Source organism: Streptomyces sp. NPDC005181, assembly GCF_040608395.1.
Lineage (GTDB): Bacteria > Actinomycetota > Actinomycetes > Streptomycetales > Streptomycetaceae > Streptomyces.
In genome coordinates this window covers 32,908-50,615 of record NZ_JBEXID010000051.1, presented here as the reverse complement: position 1 = coordinate 50,615, position 17,708 = coordinate 32,908, and the positions used below count along the sequence as shown (strand labels likewise).

Genomic DNA, 17,708 nt, shown 5'->3' with positions numbered 1-17,708 from the left:
AGTACCGCTTCGAGTAGTTGCTTCCCACCTGGCTCTACTTCCTCTGGAACCTCAGGTCCCAGTCTCCAGGTGTCCGTGATCAAGGGGAAGCTTCAGGTGTTGGGTTTCGCCGTCGACCCAGGCCGGGAAAGCCATGATGCGCAGGGTGGCCGCGCTCCCTGAAACCCCTGCTATGCCGACGCGCAGCCGGTTGTGCAGGTTGGAGAGCGCCGCAGGGATCTCGGGGACGACCGTGGGCTTGTACAGCACGAGATCTCGCTCGCCGTTACCCCATCGGGTGTCGTGCACAGTCAATAACGGGCGCCCAGGAAGATGTAATTGCCACTCCACGGCTGAGCCGTCCTCCTGGACCCCACCGCAGGTCTTGCCCGATTTGCTGTGGCCGGAGGAGCCGCGCTCCAGCGTGAGATCGTCCACGAGCCTCATGATCTGCGATCCCCCCAGGAATGCATGCCGAGATATGTCCGACGATGTACCTCCGGCGTACAGAACGTACCGCTTGCTGTGCTCGTACGCGAGGAAATGATGAAAGGTCAACGACCCGATGAAGATCAACGACCCACGGACCGCCCCCAATCGCGGTTGCTGCAGTGAACCAGTGGCCGGGCAGGAGTTGGCTGCGGTGCAGATGCCGCAGTAATGAGGGGTGCCTCCGCGACGGCGGACCGAGAAGTGTGGTTCCCGTGGGCCCGGTGGGCAACCCGCTGCAGGCCCTCAGCGCAGCAGGTCTTCGGGCCTCTGTGGCACACCTCGCAGATGACGATCAGCCGCCTCCATCGCGACCAGCAGCCGGTGACCCTCACTCGCCATGACCAGACCGTCGATGACGGCCTCGCGCATGAGGTCGACCGTGTTCTTGACGCAGATGCCTTTGCGGCGGGCGTAGTGGCCGGCTTCTCCGTCATCTGTGATCCATACGGAGTCCGCTAACTCTCCGCGGTGCTCGATGATGACCAGCGTCTCGGCCTCGCCCAGGTGTTGCAGCGGCCGGGACGGGGAGCCGGCGAACACCACGCGGCGCATGCGGTCCACGAGTGCCGTTTCCGTGGGGTCGTCGATCTCAATGGGATCGCCGAGCCAACCGTCCTCGGCCACCTGGCGCAGCCGCGGCCAGTACCGGGTCGACTGCTCGGCCTCTGCCGCAACCGCCTGCGTCCAACGCCCGCGGCCGTCCAGGACCTTTTCCAGCAGGCTCAGGCGGTCGACCGCCGCGAAGTTGCACAGCACAGTGTTGTCGGGGAACCAACAGTGGCGCGTCATGGTTGGAAGACCAGGTCCCCTTCGTCCGCGTCAGCTGTGGACGGTGTGCCACCCTCCGGCTCGGGTTCGAGTGCCGCGCGGATCTCGTCGACTTCCAGGCCGGTGTAGGCGGCCAGCGGGCGCAGGGTTGTCTCGCCGGCGAGGTAGCCCTCGTACAGTGACCGGGTAGGGCGGAAAGGCAGCCGCGTGGCTTCCGCCCAGGCAGTGCGGGCCGCGAACAGGTCGCTCTGTCCGGTCAGCAAATGGCAGGCCTCCGCAGTGAGTTCCCGCAGCCTGCCCCTCGTTTCCGCGTCGATGAATCCCAGCTGGGAAAGCCGTGCGGCAAGTGCGCTCGGCGACACCTTGAAGCGCACGACCAGCGATCTGAGCTCTTCGTCCGTGAGATCGCGCCCCCTCGCAGCAGCGCTCAGCTCGTCTTTGGGCATAGACAGGTTGGCGGCGAACACATTGGCGCGGATCTCAGTCAGGTCCTTCTGTCGCCCCGGCGCAAGATGAGTCTCTGTGAGGAGGTCCTGGGCATCGCGGGCCAGGATGTGGCCGAGTTCATGGGCAAGCGTGAAGCGCTGGCGCGTCGGCACCTTCGTCCGGCCGATCATGATGAGTCGGAATCCGTCCGACTGCCAGGCCGCACCGTCGACCCCCTCGGGCAAGCTGATCTTCGCCACGTCTACGCCGAAGGCACGCTCCAGGACATGGACCAGCTCAGACGTCTCCAGATCGCTGATGGTCGGCACCCCGGCTGTGGCGAGCAGTTCGAGGGCATCCGCGGCCAGAGCCACGCCCTGGTCAACATGGCGCGTCACCTCGCTACGGACGGACGGCAGCTCCGGCAGCTCCGGTGAGCGGCCGAGAAGATCCAGCACTTCGTGGGCCGTCGTGAACCTTTCGACGAGATCACGGAGCCTGTCGCGTCCCTGGTCATCGACCTCCAGGGCACTTGTGCGGGCAGCGAAGGCAGGACGGAGCGGCTCGCGGCCGGTCAGGAGCCAATCGACTGTGGTCTTGCCGAACTCGGCGATGCGCGCGAGGTCAAGAGACGTGAACCGTCGGACACCGTTGAGGGACTTCGACAGCTTGTCGGGGGTCAGCCCTATGGTCTCGGCGAACGCTGCCTGGTGGACCGAGGCCGCGTCCATGACTTTGCGTACACGATCACTCACAGTCTCACTCATATATCCAGCGTACGAGGACATTGCGAAAATCGCAACGCGTGGCGCGTGGCGCGCTTTGTCAGCGAATGCGCGCTCTGGACTCCCTACTGTGCCTCCGTGCTTGGCACGGGTGACGTCGCCTGTCAGACCAGTAGCTCCGGCTCGTCATCCATGTCTACAAGGGCAGAGCCTCCAATGTTGGCCTGCTGTCCGTCCGCGTGACCCTGGTGGTAGCCACTGCCCTTGAAACGGGTGCGGCGCGCCTTGCCGAGCTTCGGGTACTGCGAAGCGACTTCGGCCTGAATCGCGGTCGTCCGGTCGGCCAGGACAAGGGCGACACTGCGGCCGGCGGGCGCGTCCGGGGAATCGGTATGCCGGTCGCGCTCGGTGTCGTCCCGGGCAGCTCGCTCGGCCTCGGCAATTCGGGTGGTCACGGCCCGGACGAAGCCGAGCATCCACGAGCGCTTGTAGGCGCGCGCGTCCTCTCCGTCCGGCCGGTGGCGCGTGTCGGCCAGGTCGGCCCCCTGCAGCATCTGGAGCCGCAGACTCACGTACAGCACCTCCACCGCCTGCAGGTCCGAGGCGAAGCCGAACAGGTGCACCCGGTGCCGGTTCGCCTGGCCGCCGGGGTAGATGGCGTGGCAGCGCATGGCATCCGCGATCCAGGAAAGGAGTCGCTTGCACTCGCGCATCCAAGGAGCGGTGACGTCGACGACACGGTCGGACGGCTGCTCCGAAACAGGGTCGTCCCCCTGGAGCAGGGCCTGTTCGATGCCGTACTTGGCCATCAGTTCGGTGGCCTTCTTCAGAAAAGCCTCCGCCTCGGCTTCCGTCGCTCCCGGATCCTCGGCCAGGCGCAGCATGGCCTTGACGCGCGCCAGCAACGCTTCGGGAAGTGGGCCCGAGGGTGAGAGTGAGGAAGGGCCGGGCTCGCCCGGTGTGCCCGACGGTGCGGTGTCGTCAGCCGGATCCTGCTGCAGGTCGTCCAGATCGTCGTCTTCCGCGCCGTCCCCCTCTTCGGACTCTCGCGCAACAGCATCGGCGAGAGCGTCGGGGTAGGGAACCAGCCTACGCAAGCCGGCCAGCGCGCCCTGCTCCCAGGCGGTCGCGTCGTCGGTGCGGATGTGGGCCCGGAGTGATCTGAGCAGTGAGAAGCCGCCGCCCTCGTCCCGGACGAGGAACTCGAGACGTGCGTGGCCGAGCCGGGCGAGAGCCAGCAGTTCGCACAAGTCGGACGGACTCTGCCCTGAGTAGCGGATCTCTATGCCGGGTTCGGGGTACCAGTCCTCCGGCGCGTCTTCAGCGTCCAATGCGTCGCAGTCGAACAGGCTGAACTGAAGAGGTACGACCGGCACCTCGGCGTCGATACGGATCACCGCCGACGACACCCTTCCCGAGAAGGCCCGCGCCGCCGCCCGCTCCTGCGGAGACATGACGATGTGGTACCAGACCGGCACAGACCCGCGCATGCTGTGCCACGTCAGCTCGCTCCGCTCCCAGTGCTCTGCGGCATCCAGCACGACGTGGCCGTCCAGCACGCCGTCGCTACCGCCGTACGCTGCGGGAACGGCAACACAGTCGAAGAACTCGGTCAGATACTCGTCCACCGCCCGCTGATCGGAGATTTCACCGGCTGCCAGCAGGGCCCGCTCGGCTTCCGAGAGAAGACGGACGACTGGTTGGACCACCTCGTCGAGGTAGGAATCGACGACTTCGGACAGCTCCCCCAGGAACGCCTCACCAACCGCTGTGGCCACGCTCGTCTGTTCGTCGCACCACTCCTGCACATACCCGGCACTGAGGCGCTGCTCAGCGAGGAGCGCCAGGTGTCCGGCTCCCTGGAACGCCTCCTCGTACACGATCAGCTCATCGTCGATCGAGTCGGCCGCCTCTCGCTGAGCGAGCACCCCCTGCACGAGGAGCCGGACAGGTTCCGCCTCCGACTCGACGAACGCTGTGAGCGGCACAAACTTCCGGCCGAAGTCCTCCGGATGCTGCGCCTCCGCCGTGTCCTGCCCACGTACGCCCCAACGCGAGACCAACTCGTCTTCAACCTGCCGCGGCTCGACAGAACGAGACCGGTCCCAGCGCCACACCCCCAGGACCAGCGCCTCCCACGCCTCCGAGTTGCACGCCCACAACGCCGGGTCTCCGGACAGGAGAAGGGTGGAGCGGGCCTGCTGAACGGCACTGCTCAGATCGTGGCGGTGGCCTTGGGGGATCAGTAGCTCAAGCCATGCGACCATCTCGGAGACCGGCCTGACACGGGCCTCGTCCGCCGCGATACGGAGCATCACCAGCCCGTTCACCAGGCGCTGGTCTCCGAGGTCGGTGGGGAGCAAGGCGTGCAGCCGAGGGCTGCGGTCGGCGAGCGTCCCGCTCAATTCGGTGCAGCGGCTCCGCAACCAGGCCTTTCGGGCCGCGGCGAATTCCTCGGTCGTCCACTGGCCGGTCTTCTGATCCGACATGGCGTTCCGGCCCTCCCCCTGGCCGCCCGGATCGGTATCGCCCCAGCGCCCGTGTTCAAACGTGAGTTCACATCTTAGGGGCGCATGCCGGGCCTTTTGCCAGCGACTGTCAGCGCCCGTAAGTAATCTCTGTGGACGTTCCCATTCGGCAGGCGACAAGGAGACCCATGAGCGAGCAGTACCCGGAGTTCCGGTTGCGGCTGCCGAACGGCGGGCCCGAAGCACGGGGGCGGTTGCTGGCGGAGAAGGGGACAAACGGCAGCCAGAAGTTCGTCGTCCACGCAGGATCACCCGCGCGGCCCGACGTCGTGCCATCGTTCCCGGTGCGGATACCGTCCTCCTACCAGCTGCGGCAGCAGAACATCGACTCCGGTGTGATCCGCCCGTCCGAGACCTGGCCCGGTTGGCTGCAGGTCTTCGAGGACATTGAGTGCAACTCACCGTCCGCCGCAGCCGAGATCCTCGTCGGTCACAGCGCCAACGGCTGGCTGGCGTGGAAGACGGAGGACGGGCATCCGCTCTCCGACTACATGGAGCAGATGTGGCCGGGGCCCAGCCGTGCCTGGCTCGTACGCGGTTCCAACGTGTCCGGGCTCGACCTCGTTCAGCGGCTGTGGTTGCCCGAGCAGGAGGTCACCCTCGCCGCGGCCCGGTTGAGGCAAGGGGTCGAGCAGGGGGTGAGCAAGAACCGGCTGCGCACCCTGGTCGAGGAGGACTACGGTTCAGCGGCCACGTACAACCAGAAGCTGGATCTCGTCGAAGGTCTGCATGCCTTTCTGTCGCGAATGAGGCCCGGCGACACGGTGTGCACGATCTCCGGCGGCCTGCTCTACGTCGGTGAGGTGACCGGGCTCGTCGAACAGTCCGTCTCCGAGGACGGACGGTCCAATCTGCGGCGGCCCGTGGAGTGGCAGGGCGCTGGCTATGCGTACGACGAGCTGCCGGAGGCTCTCCAGCAGAGGCTGTCCGTACAGCACGACGTGGTCGACCTGACCCCGGTGCAGGCCCTGATCGAGGGGCTGGGTCGCAGCGACGAGGAGCTGGCGGACGAGGCCGCCGAGGTCATACGGGGGGACGCGAGCGGCGAGACGCCGGCCATCACGGCCCGTCGTGGGCTGGAGCTGCCCGAGCCGACGACTGAGCTCGCCCAAGAGTTGCTGGTGCACGACGTGGCGTGGCTGCGTGAAGTGCGGGATCTGCTTTGGGACGACCGGCAGTTGGTGCTGTACGGGCCGCCGGGTACGGGCAAGACGTATCTTGCGCTGAAGCTGGCGGAGTTCCTGGGCGGCGGGCCCGAGCAGGTAAAGCTCGTGCAGTTCCACCCCTCGTACGCGTACGAGGACTTCTTCGAGGGGTTCCGGCCCAAGGAGGACCCCGAAACACGCGAGGTGGCCTTCCGGCTGACCGCCGGGCCCCTGCGGGAACTCGCGGATCTGGCGTCGCGCGAGGGTAACCGGCACATCCCGCACTTCCTGATCATCGACGAGATCAACCGGGCCAACTTGGCCAAGGTCTTCGGCGAGCTGTACTTCCTGCTGGAGTACCGGAACAAGTCGGTGCGGCTGACGTACTCGGGCGACGACTTCGCTCTGCCCCCGAACCTTTTCGTCGTCGGCACGATGAACACCGCGGACCGGTCCATCGCTCTGGTCGACGCGGCAATGCGGCGGCGCTTCGCATTCGTGGAGCTGTCACCGCGCACCGAACCGACGAGCGGCCTGTTGCGGCGCTGGCTCGTAGACCAGAAGCGTGATCAAGAGCCTGCGGACTTGTTGGATGCTCTCAACTCCCGTATCGATGACGCGGACTTCCGCATCGGTCCCTCGTATCTGATGAAAAAGGGCGTCTACCGGGACGGCGGTCTGGAACGCACCTGGCGGACGAAGATCCTGCCGCTACTTGAGGAGCACCACTACGGGGAGGGTGTCGACATCGAGAAGCGGTACGGTCTGGCGGCGCTGCGGGGATCACTGACGTGACGACCGTCGAGCTGGTCGAGCACGCCCCGGCGGTGTCCGTGCCCCTGCTGGACGCGGTCGGTCGGGCGCTGGCCGCCGCACGGATCGTGGATGCCGCGCCGGACCCGTACACACCGGGGAGATGGCTGTTGCGCGCGGGGAGCAAGGTCGGGGCGGTCGCCCTGGAGGTTCCGGGCGGCGATCCCGTCACGGTGCGCGTCACGCCCAAGGTGCCCATTGCCCGGCTGTTCTTCCTCCTCGGTTACAGCCTCGACCCGCGCGGTTGGCGTGACGGGCAGATCGACGTCGCCGCGCACCGGGATCTACTGCCCGCGCTCGCCCACGCCGTCGAGCGGCAGGTGGACCGGGCGCTGCGGCAGGGGCTGCTCCAGGGCTACCGGAGCACCGAGGACACGTCCTTCGTCGTACGCGGGCGGATCCGGGAGGCCGAGCAGATCCGCAGGCACTTCGGCGCTTCGCTCCCTGTGGAGATCGCCTACGACGAGTTCACCGCGGACATCGCCGAGAACCAGCTGCTGCGCGCTGCGGTGGAACGGCTGCTTCGACTGCCCGGGGTCCCTTCCGATGTACGGCGCCGTCTGCTCCACCAACGGGCACGGCTCGCCGACATCACTCCGCTGGTGCGGGGGCAGGCGCTGCCCGTCTGGTATCCCACCCGGCTCAACACCCGATACCACCACGCTCTCCGGCTTGCACGTGTGGTGTTGGAGGACTCGTCGGCCGAGCATGCTGTCGGCGGGCTGCGCATCGACGGGTTCCTGTTCAACATGAACAAACTCTTCGAGGACTTCGTCACCGTCGCTCTTCGGGAATGCTTCCGCTCCACGGAATACACCGCGCGATTCCAGGACCCCCACCACCTCGACGAGGCGACCGAGGTCCGCATGAAGCCGGACTTCGTGCTGTACGGGTCCGACCTCATACCGAGGGCTGTCGTCGACGCGAAGTACAAGGCCGAGAAACCTCACGGGTACCCGGACGCCGACCTCTACCAGATGCTCGCCTACTGCACCGCACTCGGCCTGCCCGAAGGGCACCTCATCTACGCCAAGGGCAACGCCGCACACGCCGCGCATCGGGTGCGGCACGCCGGAATTCTGATTCATCAGCACGCCCTCGATCTCGACCAGGAACCGGCCTTGCTGCTGGGTGAGATCCGTTCCATCTCAGGGCAGTTTGCACCCCACCTGCACGTATGATCGCTAGTGGAACGTCCGTCCGGTGACAGGGAGTACCACGTGCCGCAACTCGCCTTCGCCAACAGCTTCTGGGACACCTACGACGTTCTCGAAAAACCCGTCAAAGCCGGTGTGCGCAAAGCGATGCAGAAGTTTCAGCTGCTCACCGTCGCCGAGCTGCATGCGGACAAGGGGCTGCACCTCGAGTCCGTGGACAAGGCGCGCGATCCGCGGATGCGGACCATCCGGATCAACGATTTCTGGCGGGGCGTCGTACTCGCGCCCGACGACGGCAGTGACGTTTTCCTGCTGATCAACGTGGTGCCGCACGACGATGCATACACCTGGGCGGCCAAGCGGCTCTACACGGTGAACACGGCGACGCGGGCACTGGAGGTCCGTAACGTCGTCGCTCTCGAACAGCTGACGCCGGCACTGGAGAAGGCCGCCGCCGTTGCACCGGCGCTTGTGTTTGCGAAGTACTCGGACACCGTGCTGCGTGAGCTCGGCATCGATGAGCAGGTCCTCCGGGCCGTACGGACCATCGTCGACACTCCGCAACTGGAAGCGTTCGGGACGCTGCTGCCGGAGGACCAGTTCGAGGTCCTGCAGTTTCTCGCTGATGACTTCAGCCCGGAAGAGGTATACCGGGATGTCGTAGCTGTGCGACGGCCCGCCGACGCCGCACCTGAGCCGGACGAGGACCTGGCAGCGGCCATCGCCAACACAACGAGCCGGATCACCCTGGTTACGGGACCGCACGAGCTGACCGACGTGCTGGAGAAGCCGTTCGCCGCCTGGCGGGTCTTTCTGCATCCCTCGCAGCGGCGCGTGGCCTACCGGGGGTCCTACGGTGGTCCGGTGCAGGTCACGGGCGGCCCGGGCACCGGCAAGACGGTGGTGGCACTGCACCGCGTCAAGCATCTGCTGTCCCGTTCCCCGGACACCCGTGTCCTGCTGACCACGTATACGAATGCGCTGGCAGCCGCGCTGCGGGAGAATCTGGCACTGCTGCTCGACGGGGACGAGAAGCAGCTGGCCCGCGTGGATGTGACAACGGTGAACGCCTTCGCCCACGGCGTGGTGAACGAATTCGTGGGGAAGGTCCCCTCAATGATCGGCGATCGCGAGGAGCGGCCGGTCTGGCAGCGCATCCGCAAGCGTCTTGATCTGCCATGGACCGAACAGTTCCTGGCCCAAGAGTTCCGACACGTCGTACTCGCTCACGGCATCACGACACGCGACGGCTACCTCGCCACTTCCCGGCCTGGGCGCGGAACTCCACTGCCGCCGTCCCGGCGGGAGCAGTTGTGGCCCGCAATCGAGATGTTCACCACCGAACTCAAGACGCGGAACCTCTCGACGCATCTCCAGATATGCGCCCTGGCAGCACGCCTGCTCGACTCCGGCAGCGCGCCGTATGAGCATGTGGTGGTCGACGAGGCGCAAGACCTGCATCCGGCACAGTGGCGAGTGCTGCGGGCCGCCGTCACCCCGGGGCCGGACGACTTGTTCATCGCGGGCGACCCTCACCAGCGGATCTACGACTCGAAGGTCTCACTCGGCTCGCTCGGGATCTCCGTCGCCGGACGCAGCAGCCGACTGCGTATCAACTACCGCAGCACGGAGGAGATCCTCGTCTGGTCCACCGGGATCCTCAGCGGCAACCGTGTGGAGGACCTGGGGGGTGATGGGGACGACAGCCTGTCCGGATACCGCTCCCTGTTGCACGGTCGTCGGCCGTACATCGGCGGGCACGGCTCCGAGCAGGCGGAGGTCACCGCGATGGTGGAGCGGGTGGAGCAGTGGATCGCCCAAGGGGTGCAGCCGGCCGAGATCGGGGTCTGCGCCCGCTTCAACACTCTGCTCGACAAGGCATACGACAAGTTGGAGGCAGCTGGGATCCCCGTCGTCCGGGTCCGGGACAACCCGGCACCGGACACTGCGGGGGTACGGCTGTCGACGATGCACGCAATGAAGGGGCTGGAGTTCAAGGCTGTTGCCGTCCTCGGTGTGACAGCAACCGCCGTGCCGTTCGGTCGGGAGATCACTCCGGCAGAGGTGGATGGTCTGCAGCACACGACGGACATGCTCCGTGAGCGGTGTCTGCTCTTCGTTGCCTGCACCCGTGCCCGGGAGGCTCTCGCGGTCTCATGGAGCGGGACGGCGAGCGCGTTCCTGCCCGAGCACCAATAGACCGGCGTTCACTCGTGGGTTGAAGGGGGGTTCAGAGCGCCATTGGTCAGACCGTCACGAGCCAGGGCGGTGAGATCCGCACTGAGCCGGACCAAACGCGCGGTGCTCTTCTCCATCTCCTGGAGCGCATGAAAGGCGGCTCCGTAGCGGCGCTGTTCTTCGACGCTCATCTGCGGAATGCGGGAACCACGTGCATCAAGTCGGAACGAGCCGCTGGCGCTGGTGGAGCGACGGCTGTTGGCGGGGCTTCGCAGGAACCCGTGCAGGTAGTCGGTGTCGAGCTGGTCGCTGGCGGAAACCGGTTCACCGATGTCGTTGTGGTCCACAAGCCCAGCGCGGGCCAGATCGGCAAGGCTGACCATGGTTGCGTCCAGGGTGCCCGGCCCGCTGCCGGGAGTGAGTTGGGGCAGCAGCGTGTGCAGCGTGCGCAGGCCGGCCGTCAGCTCCTCTCGCAGCGCAGCGTACTCGGCCGGATAGTCGCGATGGGTCTCCGCGACGTGTGTGCCCGGGGTGAGATCGGCAGCGTCGTCCAGGAGGCCGATCAGGGGTACGTCGACGAACTGGTCGGGCTCCGGGGCCAAAGGACCATCCGGCGCGTTCGCGGTGAGATCCACCATCCGTACAGACGTCACACCATGCGGGTCCGGGCGCTGGAGGATCCACAGATGCACAGGGAGGGAGTGGGCGGTGGCCGTGCCTGGCGGAAGCGCGACCACGTGGGTGAGAATTCCACGGCGAATGAGCTCGGCGCGGATGCGTCGCCCTGCCTTGCGATAGGCCACCGACGGGGGCATCACCATGACTGTGCGGCCGCCGGGTGCGGTGTGGGCATAGGCGTGCTGCAACCAGGCGAGTTCGCCCTCGGCCCTTGAGGGGATGCCAAGTTCCCAGCGGGAATCGAGGAGGAGGTCTTCCCGTCCCCAGTCGGGTGAGGCCACCGGTGGGTCACATACGACAAGGTGCGCCTTGAGACCGGGCCACTGGTCATGGCGCAGGGAATCGCCGGCTCGAACTTCAGTGGGGGCGTGTCCGGTCAGAGCGGCACGGAGACCCGCAAAGTCCGCCATGACCACATCGGCTTCCTGCCCGTAGCGGCTCGCCCCGGTGGCAGGGCCGATGGAGAGGAGCAGGGTGCCGATCCCGCAGGCCGGGTCCAGGATGCGCGCGTCGGCGGGAACAGTGCCGATGAAGTGCTGGACAGCCCGCACGATCCGGGGCGAGGTGACCTGATCGGAGCCGGCTCGGCGAGTGGCATCGAAAAAGCGCTCGGACAAGGCATCGATCAGATCACCCTTGGAAGTGCTTTCGACGATTTCCCGCACCTGTTCGACGACCTCCGGCGCGAGGTCCTGTCGTGCGCCGTCATCGGCGAGAAGGTGAGCGACGGCCGTGAGGGCTTCAACCATGGCGTCGCCGTAAGAACCGCGCAAGGACTGCCAGAGCCTGACCTCAGCCGAAACGTCCTGTCCCTTCCGCTGTCCGGCGAGCCAGGCGCGCACCTCGGCCAGGTCGAAGAGCGGACTGTTCGTCCCGCCTCCGGCCGGTTGCGGGAAGTCGTCGTAACGGCGCCGCCAGTTGGACACCGCCGCCCGGGTCACACCGGCCAGCCGGGCGATCTCGGCACCGCTGATCAGCGGGTCGGGGCTGGGACGGGTGTCTTCCTTCATGCGGCCCACCGTACACGGCACGCCGAGCCTCAGACACTAATTTACGTTGACAACGTACACGCAAGGAGAAAGTGCCCGATCCGTGCACTTCGGAGAATTCCCCACTGCTCCGGAGACACCCCCGAGTGCCGACGGGACCGCTCATCGCCGCGACCGCCGCCACTAGGAGGCGGACAAGTCCGACATGGACCTCAGGCGTGCGGCCAGGTAGCAGGGGCTGCGCATCCGGACGTCTCAGCGGATTCGAAAAAGCGCGGCCCGGCCAGTACCCGCAGTTCCGCCTCGGTGAACCGATCCATGATCTCCCCACCCCGGCCTTCCCATACGCCCAGTCACAGCGTTCACAACGGCGAAATGTGCAACCACATCCGGGCAGACCCGCGGCGAAGGTCAGCCGCCTCCTGCGTGAATGGAGCTCCGCGACCAGCGCCCCCCTTGCTTACCGCTCCGTAACCTCTGAATTACCTCAGATTTGTTCCTGCGTGACTTTTGGCACTGCCAGAATCGCAGGATTCCCGGATGATGTGGCGTCGGACCGTGTCACGGTGACGACTCTCTGGCCCGCCACGGCCGGGAACGCCCACCTTCCCCTCACCTAGGCGAACCCTCTCCATGAGTGACCGCATCACAGCGGCCGAAACGCTCGTTGCCGCCCCACCGGCGGCGGGCTCCCCCCATGTGGACGCCGGCGATGCCGGGTACAGCAAGGACCTCAAATCCCGCCACATCAACATGATCGCCATCGGCGGAGCGATCGGCACCGGGCTCTTCCTGGGCGCGGGCGGCCGGCTGGCCGGGGCGGGTCCGTCACTGGCCATCGCGTATGCGGTCTGTGGCGTCTTCGCGTTCTTCGTCGTGCGCGCGCTCGGCGAGCTGGTGCTCTACCGGCCGTCCTCCGGCGCCTTCGTCTCGTACGCCCGTGAGTTCATGGGAGAGAAGGGCGCCTTCGCGGCCGGCTGGCTGTACTTCCTGAACTGGGCGACCACGGCTGTGGCGGATATCACGGCGGCTGCCACCTATGCCCACTTCTGGGGCATGTTCAGCGACATCCCTCAGTGGATCCTTGCGCTGATCGCTCTCGCCGTCGTTCTCACGGCCAATCTCATCTCGGTGAAGTACTTCGGCGAGATGGAGTTCTGGTTCGCGATCATCAAGGTCGGCGCCCTGGTCGCGTTCATGCTGATCGGCATCTTCCTGGTGGTGACCCAGCACCCGGTGGACGGTCACACGCCCGGTTTCTCCACCATCACCGACAGTGGTGGCATCTTCCCCGTCGGCATGCTCCCGATGCTGCTGGTGATCCAGGGTGTCGTCTTCGCGTACGCGTCCGTCGAGCTGTGCGGCGTTGCCGCCGGTGAGACGAAGAGCCCCGAGAAGATCATGCCCAAGGCGATCAACTCGATCATGTGGCGTGTCGGTCTCTTCTATGTCGGCTCGGTGGTGCTGCTCGCCCTGCTGCTGCCGTACACCTCGTACTCGGGGGACCAGAGTCCGTTCGTCACCGTCATGGACAAGCTCGGTATCCCGGACGCTGCCGGTGTGATGAACCTTGTCGTGCTGACCGCGGCGCTCTCCAGCCTGAACTCCGGGCTGTACTCCACCGGCCGCATCCTGCGCTCGATGGCGCTTTCGGGCTCGGCGCCCAAGTTCACCGGGCGGATGAACAAGGGCCAGGTGCCCTACGGCGGCATCCTGCTCACCGCCGGCTTCGGTGTCCTCGGCGTCGGACTCAACTACGTCATGCCGGGCGAGGCGTTCGAGATCGTCCTCAACTTCGCGTCGATCGGCATCCTCGGCACGTGGGGCATGATCATGCTCTGTTCGCTGCTGTTCTGGCATCGCTCGCGTGATGGCCGGGTCACCCGCCCCTCGTACCAGCTGCCCTGGGCCCCGTACACGCAGATCGTCACGCTGGCATTCCTTGCCACGGTCGTGTTCCTGATGTGGTGGGGCGGCGGAGTGGGCCGTACGACCGTGATGTGCCTGCCGCTGATCGCGGCGGCGCTGGTCGGCGGCTGGTTCGTCGTCCGGCGACGGGTGAACGACCTCACGCGGTAGCGCCAGGACGTCTGATTCTCCCGGTTGCGTGGACGGTCCCGGTGGAAGCCTGAAGACGCGTCCACCGGGGCCGCCGTCGAGCGGTAGCAGCCCGTCGCGCCTCATCCCCGACAGCAAAGGCCGGAAGGCGTCCTCACCCACTCACCAGGGGGGGCGTGGCACAGCAGTGCCCAGCAGGTGACGCTCAATAAGATGCGCGTGTGCGATTCGCGATCTCCATCCCACAGTTCTACGCAGACGGCGAGTTCGATCCAGACGCATTCCGCGCCTACCTCACACGTGTGGAGCAGTTGGGTTTCGACAGTGCCTGGACACAGGAACAGACACTGGGTTCGAAGCCGCAGCTCGGACCGATCGAGAGCATGACCTACGCCGCCGCGTGCACGGAGCGCCTACGTCTCGGATGCGTGGTCTTCGTGTCCACGCTGCACAGTCCCGTGCACCTGGCGAAAAGCATCAGCTCGCTGGACCAGATGAGCCGAGGCAGGATCGAGGTCGGCTTCGGTACGGGCGGCAAGCAACGGCCTTTCGCAGCCTTCGGCGTCGGACCGGAGCGCTACGTCGCCCGCTTCTACGAGGGCATCGAGGTGATGACACGCCTGTGGCGCGATTCCCGAGTAGACTTCTGCGGCGAATTCTGGCAGTTGACTGACGCTGCCATGGAACCGAAGCCGTTCCAGAAGCCCAATCCTCCGTTGTGGTTCGGCGGGAGCGGGCGCACCGCGCTGCGACGTGCCGTGATGAACCCGGGCTTGTTCAGCGGCTTCTTCGGTGCGGGCCAGGTCCCGACCGCGAAGTTTGCCGAGCAGGTCCAGATCGTGCGGCAGGCACTGGTCGAGTCCGGCAGGCCGACGAATGACTTCGCGATCGCCAAGCGCGTCTACATCGCGGTGGACGACGACGCCCAGCGGGCCCGCGACCGGATCAACGCCGAGCTGACCGCGCTCTACACGAGGCAGTCACCCGAGATCGAGGCTGCCGCGATCGCGGGAACTCCGATGGACTGTGCTCGCCGGCTGCGAGAGATCGTCACTGCCGACGCGGAACTCATCTTGTTCACGCCGCTGTTCGCGCCGGCCGAACATGCCGAACGGCTGGCCTCAGAGGTCATGCCGGAGCTTGGGGTGGACTTCGGGGAGGACTAGCCGTAGCTCAGGTAGCGGCGACGGAGCATCTGTCAGTGTCGACCAGGCGTGTCATGCGGTATCCCGATGGGGGCGGTCTGACCGCGAAGCGGCGGGCTGCTCATCGGGAGCAAGTACGGTTCGACGCTTCCGAGTTATTCCCAAAAGGCGTGGCACCACCGCAGGTCGCGCGCCGGTGGTCTCCCGCAAGTCCGCTACCACGACCGCCCGGCCACCGGCGGTCAGCCGAATACCAGCAGCGCGAGCGCCAGCGCCGTATTGACGACGAACAGGGGAAGGCCTACGGGCCTGCCCCTGTCTTCTGGAGCGCTTTCCCCGGTCGGCCGCAGAGCGGGATCGGCCTGCAGGGCGCGGATGCCGTCGACCGCCCGCAGCGCCTCCGGTCTGCGGCGGAAACGACGGTTGAGCCAGGCCGGGGCGACGACACCGTAGATCTCCGCGCCGCGGGCACCGTCGCCGGACCGGTCGATTCTGAATCCGCGGTCCTTCAGCCAGACTTGGGTGAGCTCGTTCCAGGGAATGTGCCGGACCCTCCGCGTCCCGACGGCCCACAGGCCCGCGCTGTCCGCCGTGATGCGCCAGCTGAACTGGGTGGCGATCAAGAGGGTCACGCCGAGGATGCAAAGCACAAAGAGCACGCGTTGACCGAGCGGACTTTCGCCGTGTAGGGCAGGGCCACCGACCACGAAGGCGATCAGGATGCCCTGGCCGAGGACGGCGCACAGTCTGCTCCCGATTCCCGGCCCCCAGCTCACGGGCTCCGCGCCGGGACCCGGTGGCTCGGACGGCCCGTCGGGGTACTCCTGACGCGCCGGTCCGGCGTCGTACTCGATGCACAGGCGGGGCGCCTCCTGTCCGTCGGACGAGACGAGGACGAGCCCGCCGCCGGGGTGGGGCGGGCCGAACAACACGGCCTCACGCAGCCGGTTGTGCACGGGAATGCGGGACTCGCCATCGGCGAGCAGGGTGTAGCAGCCGAGGAACGGGCGGCGCCCTTCGACGTCGTCGGCCGCGAAGACGTACGTACGCCGGTCGTTTCGCCCACCCCCCTCGCGCACGAGCACACGCAGCGCGGGCACCGGCCCGCGGTGCAGCGCGGCGGCACGCCGTCGGTCTCTGACGTAGTACGCCAGGCTCAGAAAGCCGATGATGGTGCCGAAGAACGCCACCAGCTGCCAGCCGTCGGTGCCCATGAACGGGGTGACGCGGAGCGGCCCGAGAGCGAAGGCGAGAACGGCGGCGACGACCATCACGATGCCGCAGCCGAGCTGCTCGCCGTCGCCCGGGCGGGTCATCGCCGCCTCGGGCAGTGGGTACCGTCCGGGGCCGGCGATCTCCAATGCCAGCCGACGCTGACGGCGTGCGGCGGCGAGCCTGTGCAGACAGCCGAGACAGGCGTAGCAGGCCGCGACCGCCATGGTGATGCCCACTGCGGTGGGAGTGCCCGGGTCGAGAAGCGCCCAGATGACCACCAGAGGGAGCACCGCGGCGGTGGCCAGGGGCAGCAGTCTGATGCCCCGGTAGACAACGGCGACGACGAGCGCCGCCATGGCCGTGGCGAGCCAGTCGGTAGTGCACGGCCCTTTGTCGTCGCAGAAGTAGGCGTCCCCCGGGGCCAGCCGGAGGGCGGCGATGCTCGCGAGCACCAACGCCAGAACCGTTGGAAAGGGATGCGCCCAGCGCCCGGGCCGCAGCGCACGCCAGCGCTCGGCGTTGGAGGAGAGCCAGGCAGCGGCATCCGCCGGAACTATCCCGGGCGGCAGGGGAATTGGGGTTTCGGCCACGGTTGAATTGTCAGGCCCGGCCCCCGGTGGCCCACCCTCACCGGCCGACGGGAGTATGAACAGATCGGGGCGGTCGGGCAAATACAGAGTACGTGTCCGTCAGGAGCCCGGTGACCGCGCCCTGGGGGTGGGCCGGAGCAGCGTTGACCCTGTCGAGCACACGGCACCCGACGGGAACCTGGGCATGACGCCGCCCCCTGACACACAACCTCATTCGAGATGCACAATGACTGGCTGCGGATCTTTCAAATGCCCTCCTCAGCACTGGAGTTAATCCGGGCCGAGGAAATCGGGTCACTCCTCAAACGGCACCGCGAAGGCCGACCCGCCGGCCCCTTGGACCGCAGAGCCTGAACGCCACCCTCCCGCCAGCGGGCGCCGGTGGCGCGGCGGGCCGAAAGGGGTAGCGGCGGAAGTTGTTCCGCCACTCCCCACGAGGACCCGGCCTCACCCACCCCCGCACAGTCAACCTGCGGGAAGACATCGTGTGCCAGGCCCTGGACCAGTGGATCGCCCGGGCCTTCGCCCCCGACCGGCTCACCGCCACCATCGAAGCACTCACCCACGCGAGCGCCGCGGCAAGCGCCGCAGAGACGCAAACAACCGAGCAGGCCCAAACCCGCCAGGCGATCAAGGACTGCGAACGCCGACTCGCCCGCTACCAGGCCGCCCTCGAAGCCGGAGCCGACCCTGCCGCCGTCACCCGATGGATCAACGATGCGCAGAAAGACAAGCGGCACAGACAAAGCTCGACGCGCTCCCGCCGTCAGCCGGAAGAAGGAACCCCCACTCGACGCCCAGCAGATCCGCGAGATCACTGAG

12 protein-coding genes are annotated in these 17,708 nt (G+C 67.0%); 6 read left to right on the top strand and 6 right to left on the bottom strand.

The features are described 5' to 3' along the window. Positions 1-51 precede the first annotated feature (51 nt). The 4 genes from ABZV38_RS27060 to ABZV38_RS27045 all read right to left on the bottom strand — a co-directional run bounded on the left by ABZV38_RS27060 (position 52) and on the right by ABZV38_RS27045 (position 5,038). Positions 52-417, bottom strand: coding sequence for a hypothetical protein (locus tag ABZV38_RS27060; protein ID WP_356331060.1), 366 nt, complete (start codon positions 415-417; stop codon positions 52-54). Positions 418-714: 297 nt separating this feature from the next. Then, entirely contained in the window at positions 715-1,260 is a 546-nt protein-coding gene (locus tag ABZV38_RS27055) for a hypothetical protein (RefSeq protein ID WP_356331059.1), read from the bottom strand. Further along, on the bottom strand, positions 1,257-2,432 hold the full coding sequence (locus tag ABZV38_RS27050) for an XRE family transcriptional regulator (RefSeq protein WP_356331058.1): 1,176 nt from the start codon (positions 2,430-2,432) through the stop codon (positions 1,257-1,259). The genes ABZV38_RS27055 and ABZV38_RS27050 overlap by 4 nt, the downstream gene beginning before the upstream one ends. Positions 2,433-2,554: 122 nt before the next feature. Continuing rightward, a complete protein-coding gene (locus ABZV38_RS27045) occupies positions 2,555-5,038 on the bottom strand; it encodes a DUF2786 domain-containing protein (RefSeq protein ID WP_356331057.1) in 2,484 nt (827 codons plus the stop codon). Positions 5,039-5,046: 8 nt separating this feature from the next. Between ABZV38_RS27045 and ABZV38_RS27040 the strand changes: the two genes are divergently transcribed. The 3 genes from ABZV38_RS27040 to ABZV38_RS27030 are packed head-to-tail and all read left to right on the top strand — an operon-like array spanning position 5,047 to position 10,232. Continuing rightward, positions 5,047-6,858 carry a DUF4357 domain-containing protein gene (locus ABZV38_RS27040; protein ID WP_356331056.1) on the top strand — a complete coding sequence of 604 codons (1,812 nt, stop codon included), beginning with the start codon at positions 5,047-5,049 and terminating at the stop codon, positions 6,856-6,858. Then, positions 6,855-8,057 carry a restriction endonuclease gene (locus ABZV38_RS27035; protein WP_356331055.1) on the top strand — a complete coding sequence of 401 codons (1,203 nt, stop codon included), beginning with the start codon at positions 6,855-6,857 and terminating at the stop codon, positions 8,055-8,057. The genes ABZV38_RS27040 and ABZV38_RS27035 overlap by 4 nt, the downstream gene beginning before the upstream one ends. Positions 8,058-8,096: 39 nt before the next feature. Then, positions 8,097-10,232, top strand: coding sequence for a UvrD-helicase domain-containing protein (locus tag ABZV38_RS27030; RefSeq protein WP_356331054.1), 2,136 nt, complete (start codon positions 8,097-8,099; stop codon positions 10,230-10,232). 8 nt (positions 10,233-10,240) lie between these two features. Here ABZV38_RS27030 and ABZV38_RS27025 read toward each other — a convergent pair whose 3' ends face one another. Beyond that, complete coding sequence (locus ABZV38_RS27025; protein WP_356331053.1) at positions 10,241-11,899, bottom strand: N-6 DNA methylase; 1,659 nt, start codon at positions 11,897-11,899, stop codon at positions 10,241-10,243. Positions 11,900-12,511: 612 nt separating this feature from the next. Here ABZV38_RS27025 and ABZV38_RS27020 point away from each other — a divergent pair. Next, positions 12,512-13,957, top strand: coding sequence for an amino acid permease (locus ABZV38_RS27020; protein ID WP_356331052.1), 1,446 nt, complete (start codon positions 12,512-12,514; stop codon positions 13,955-13,957). A gap of 200 nt (positions 13,958-14,157) precedes the next feature. Continuing rightward, positions 14,158-15,102, top strand: coding sequence for an LLM class flavin-dependent oxidoreductase (locus ABZV38_RS27015; protein ID WP_356331051.1), 945 nt, complete (start codon positions 14,158-14,160; stop codon positions 15,100-15,102). Positions 15,103-15,323: 221 nt separating this feature from the next. Here ABZV38_RS27015 and ABZV38_RS27010 read toward each other — a convergent pair whose 3' ends face one another. Beyond that, positions 15,324-16,886 carry a hypothetical protein gene (locus tag ABZV38_RS27010; protein WP_356331050.1) on the bottom strand — a complete coding sequence of 521 codons (1,563 nt, stop codon included), beginning with the start codon at positions 16,884-16,886 and terminating at the stop codon, positions 15,324-15,326. Positions 16,887-17,371: 485 nt separating this feature from the next. Here ABZV38_RS27010 and ABZV38_RS27005 point away from each other — a divergent pair, with 485 nt between their 5' ends. After that, positions 17,372-17,707 (top strand): hypothetical protein, encoded by a 336-nt coding sequence (locus ABZV38_RS27005; protein ID WP_356331049.1) that lies wholly within the window; start codon positions 17,372-17,374, stop codon positions 17,705-17,707. The last annotated feature ends 1 nt before the right edge of the window (position 17,708 follow it).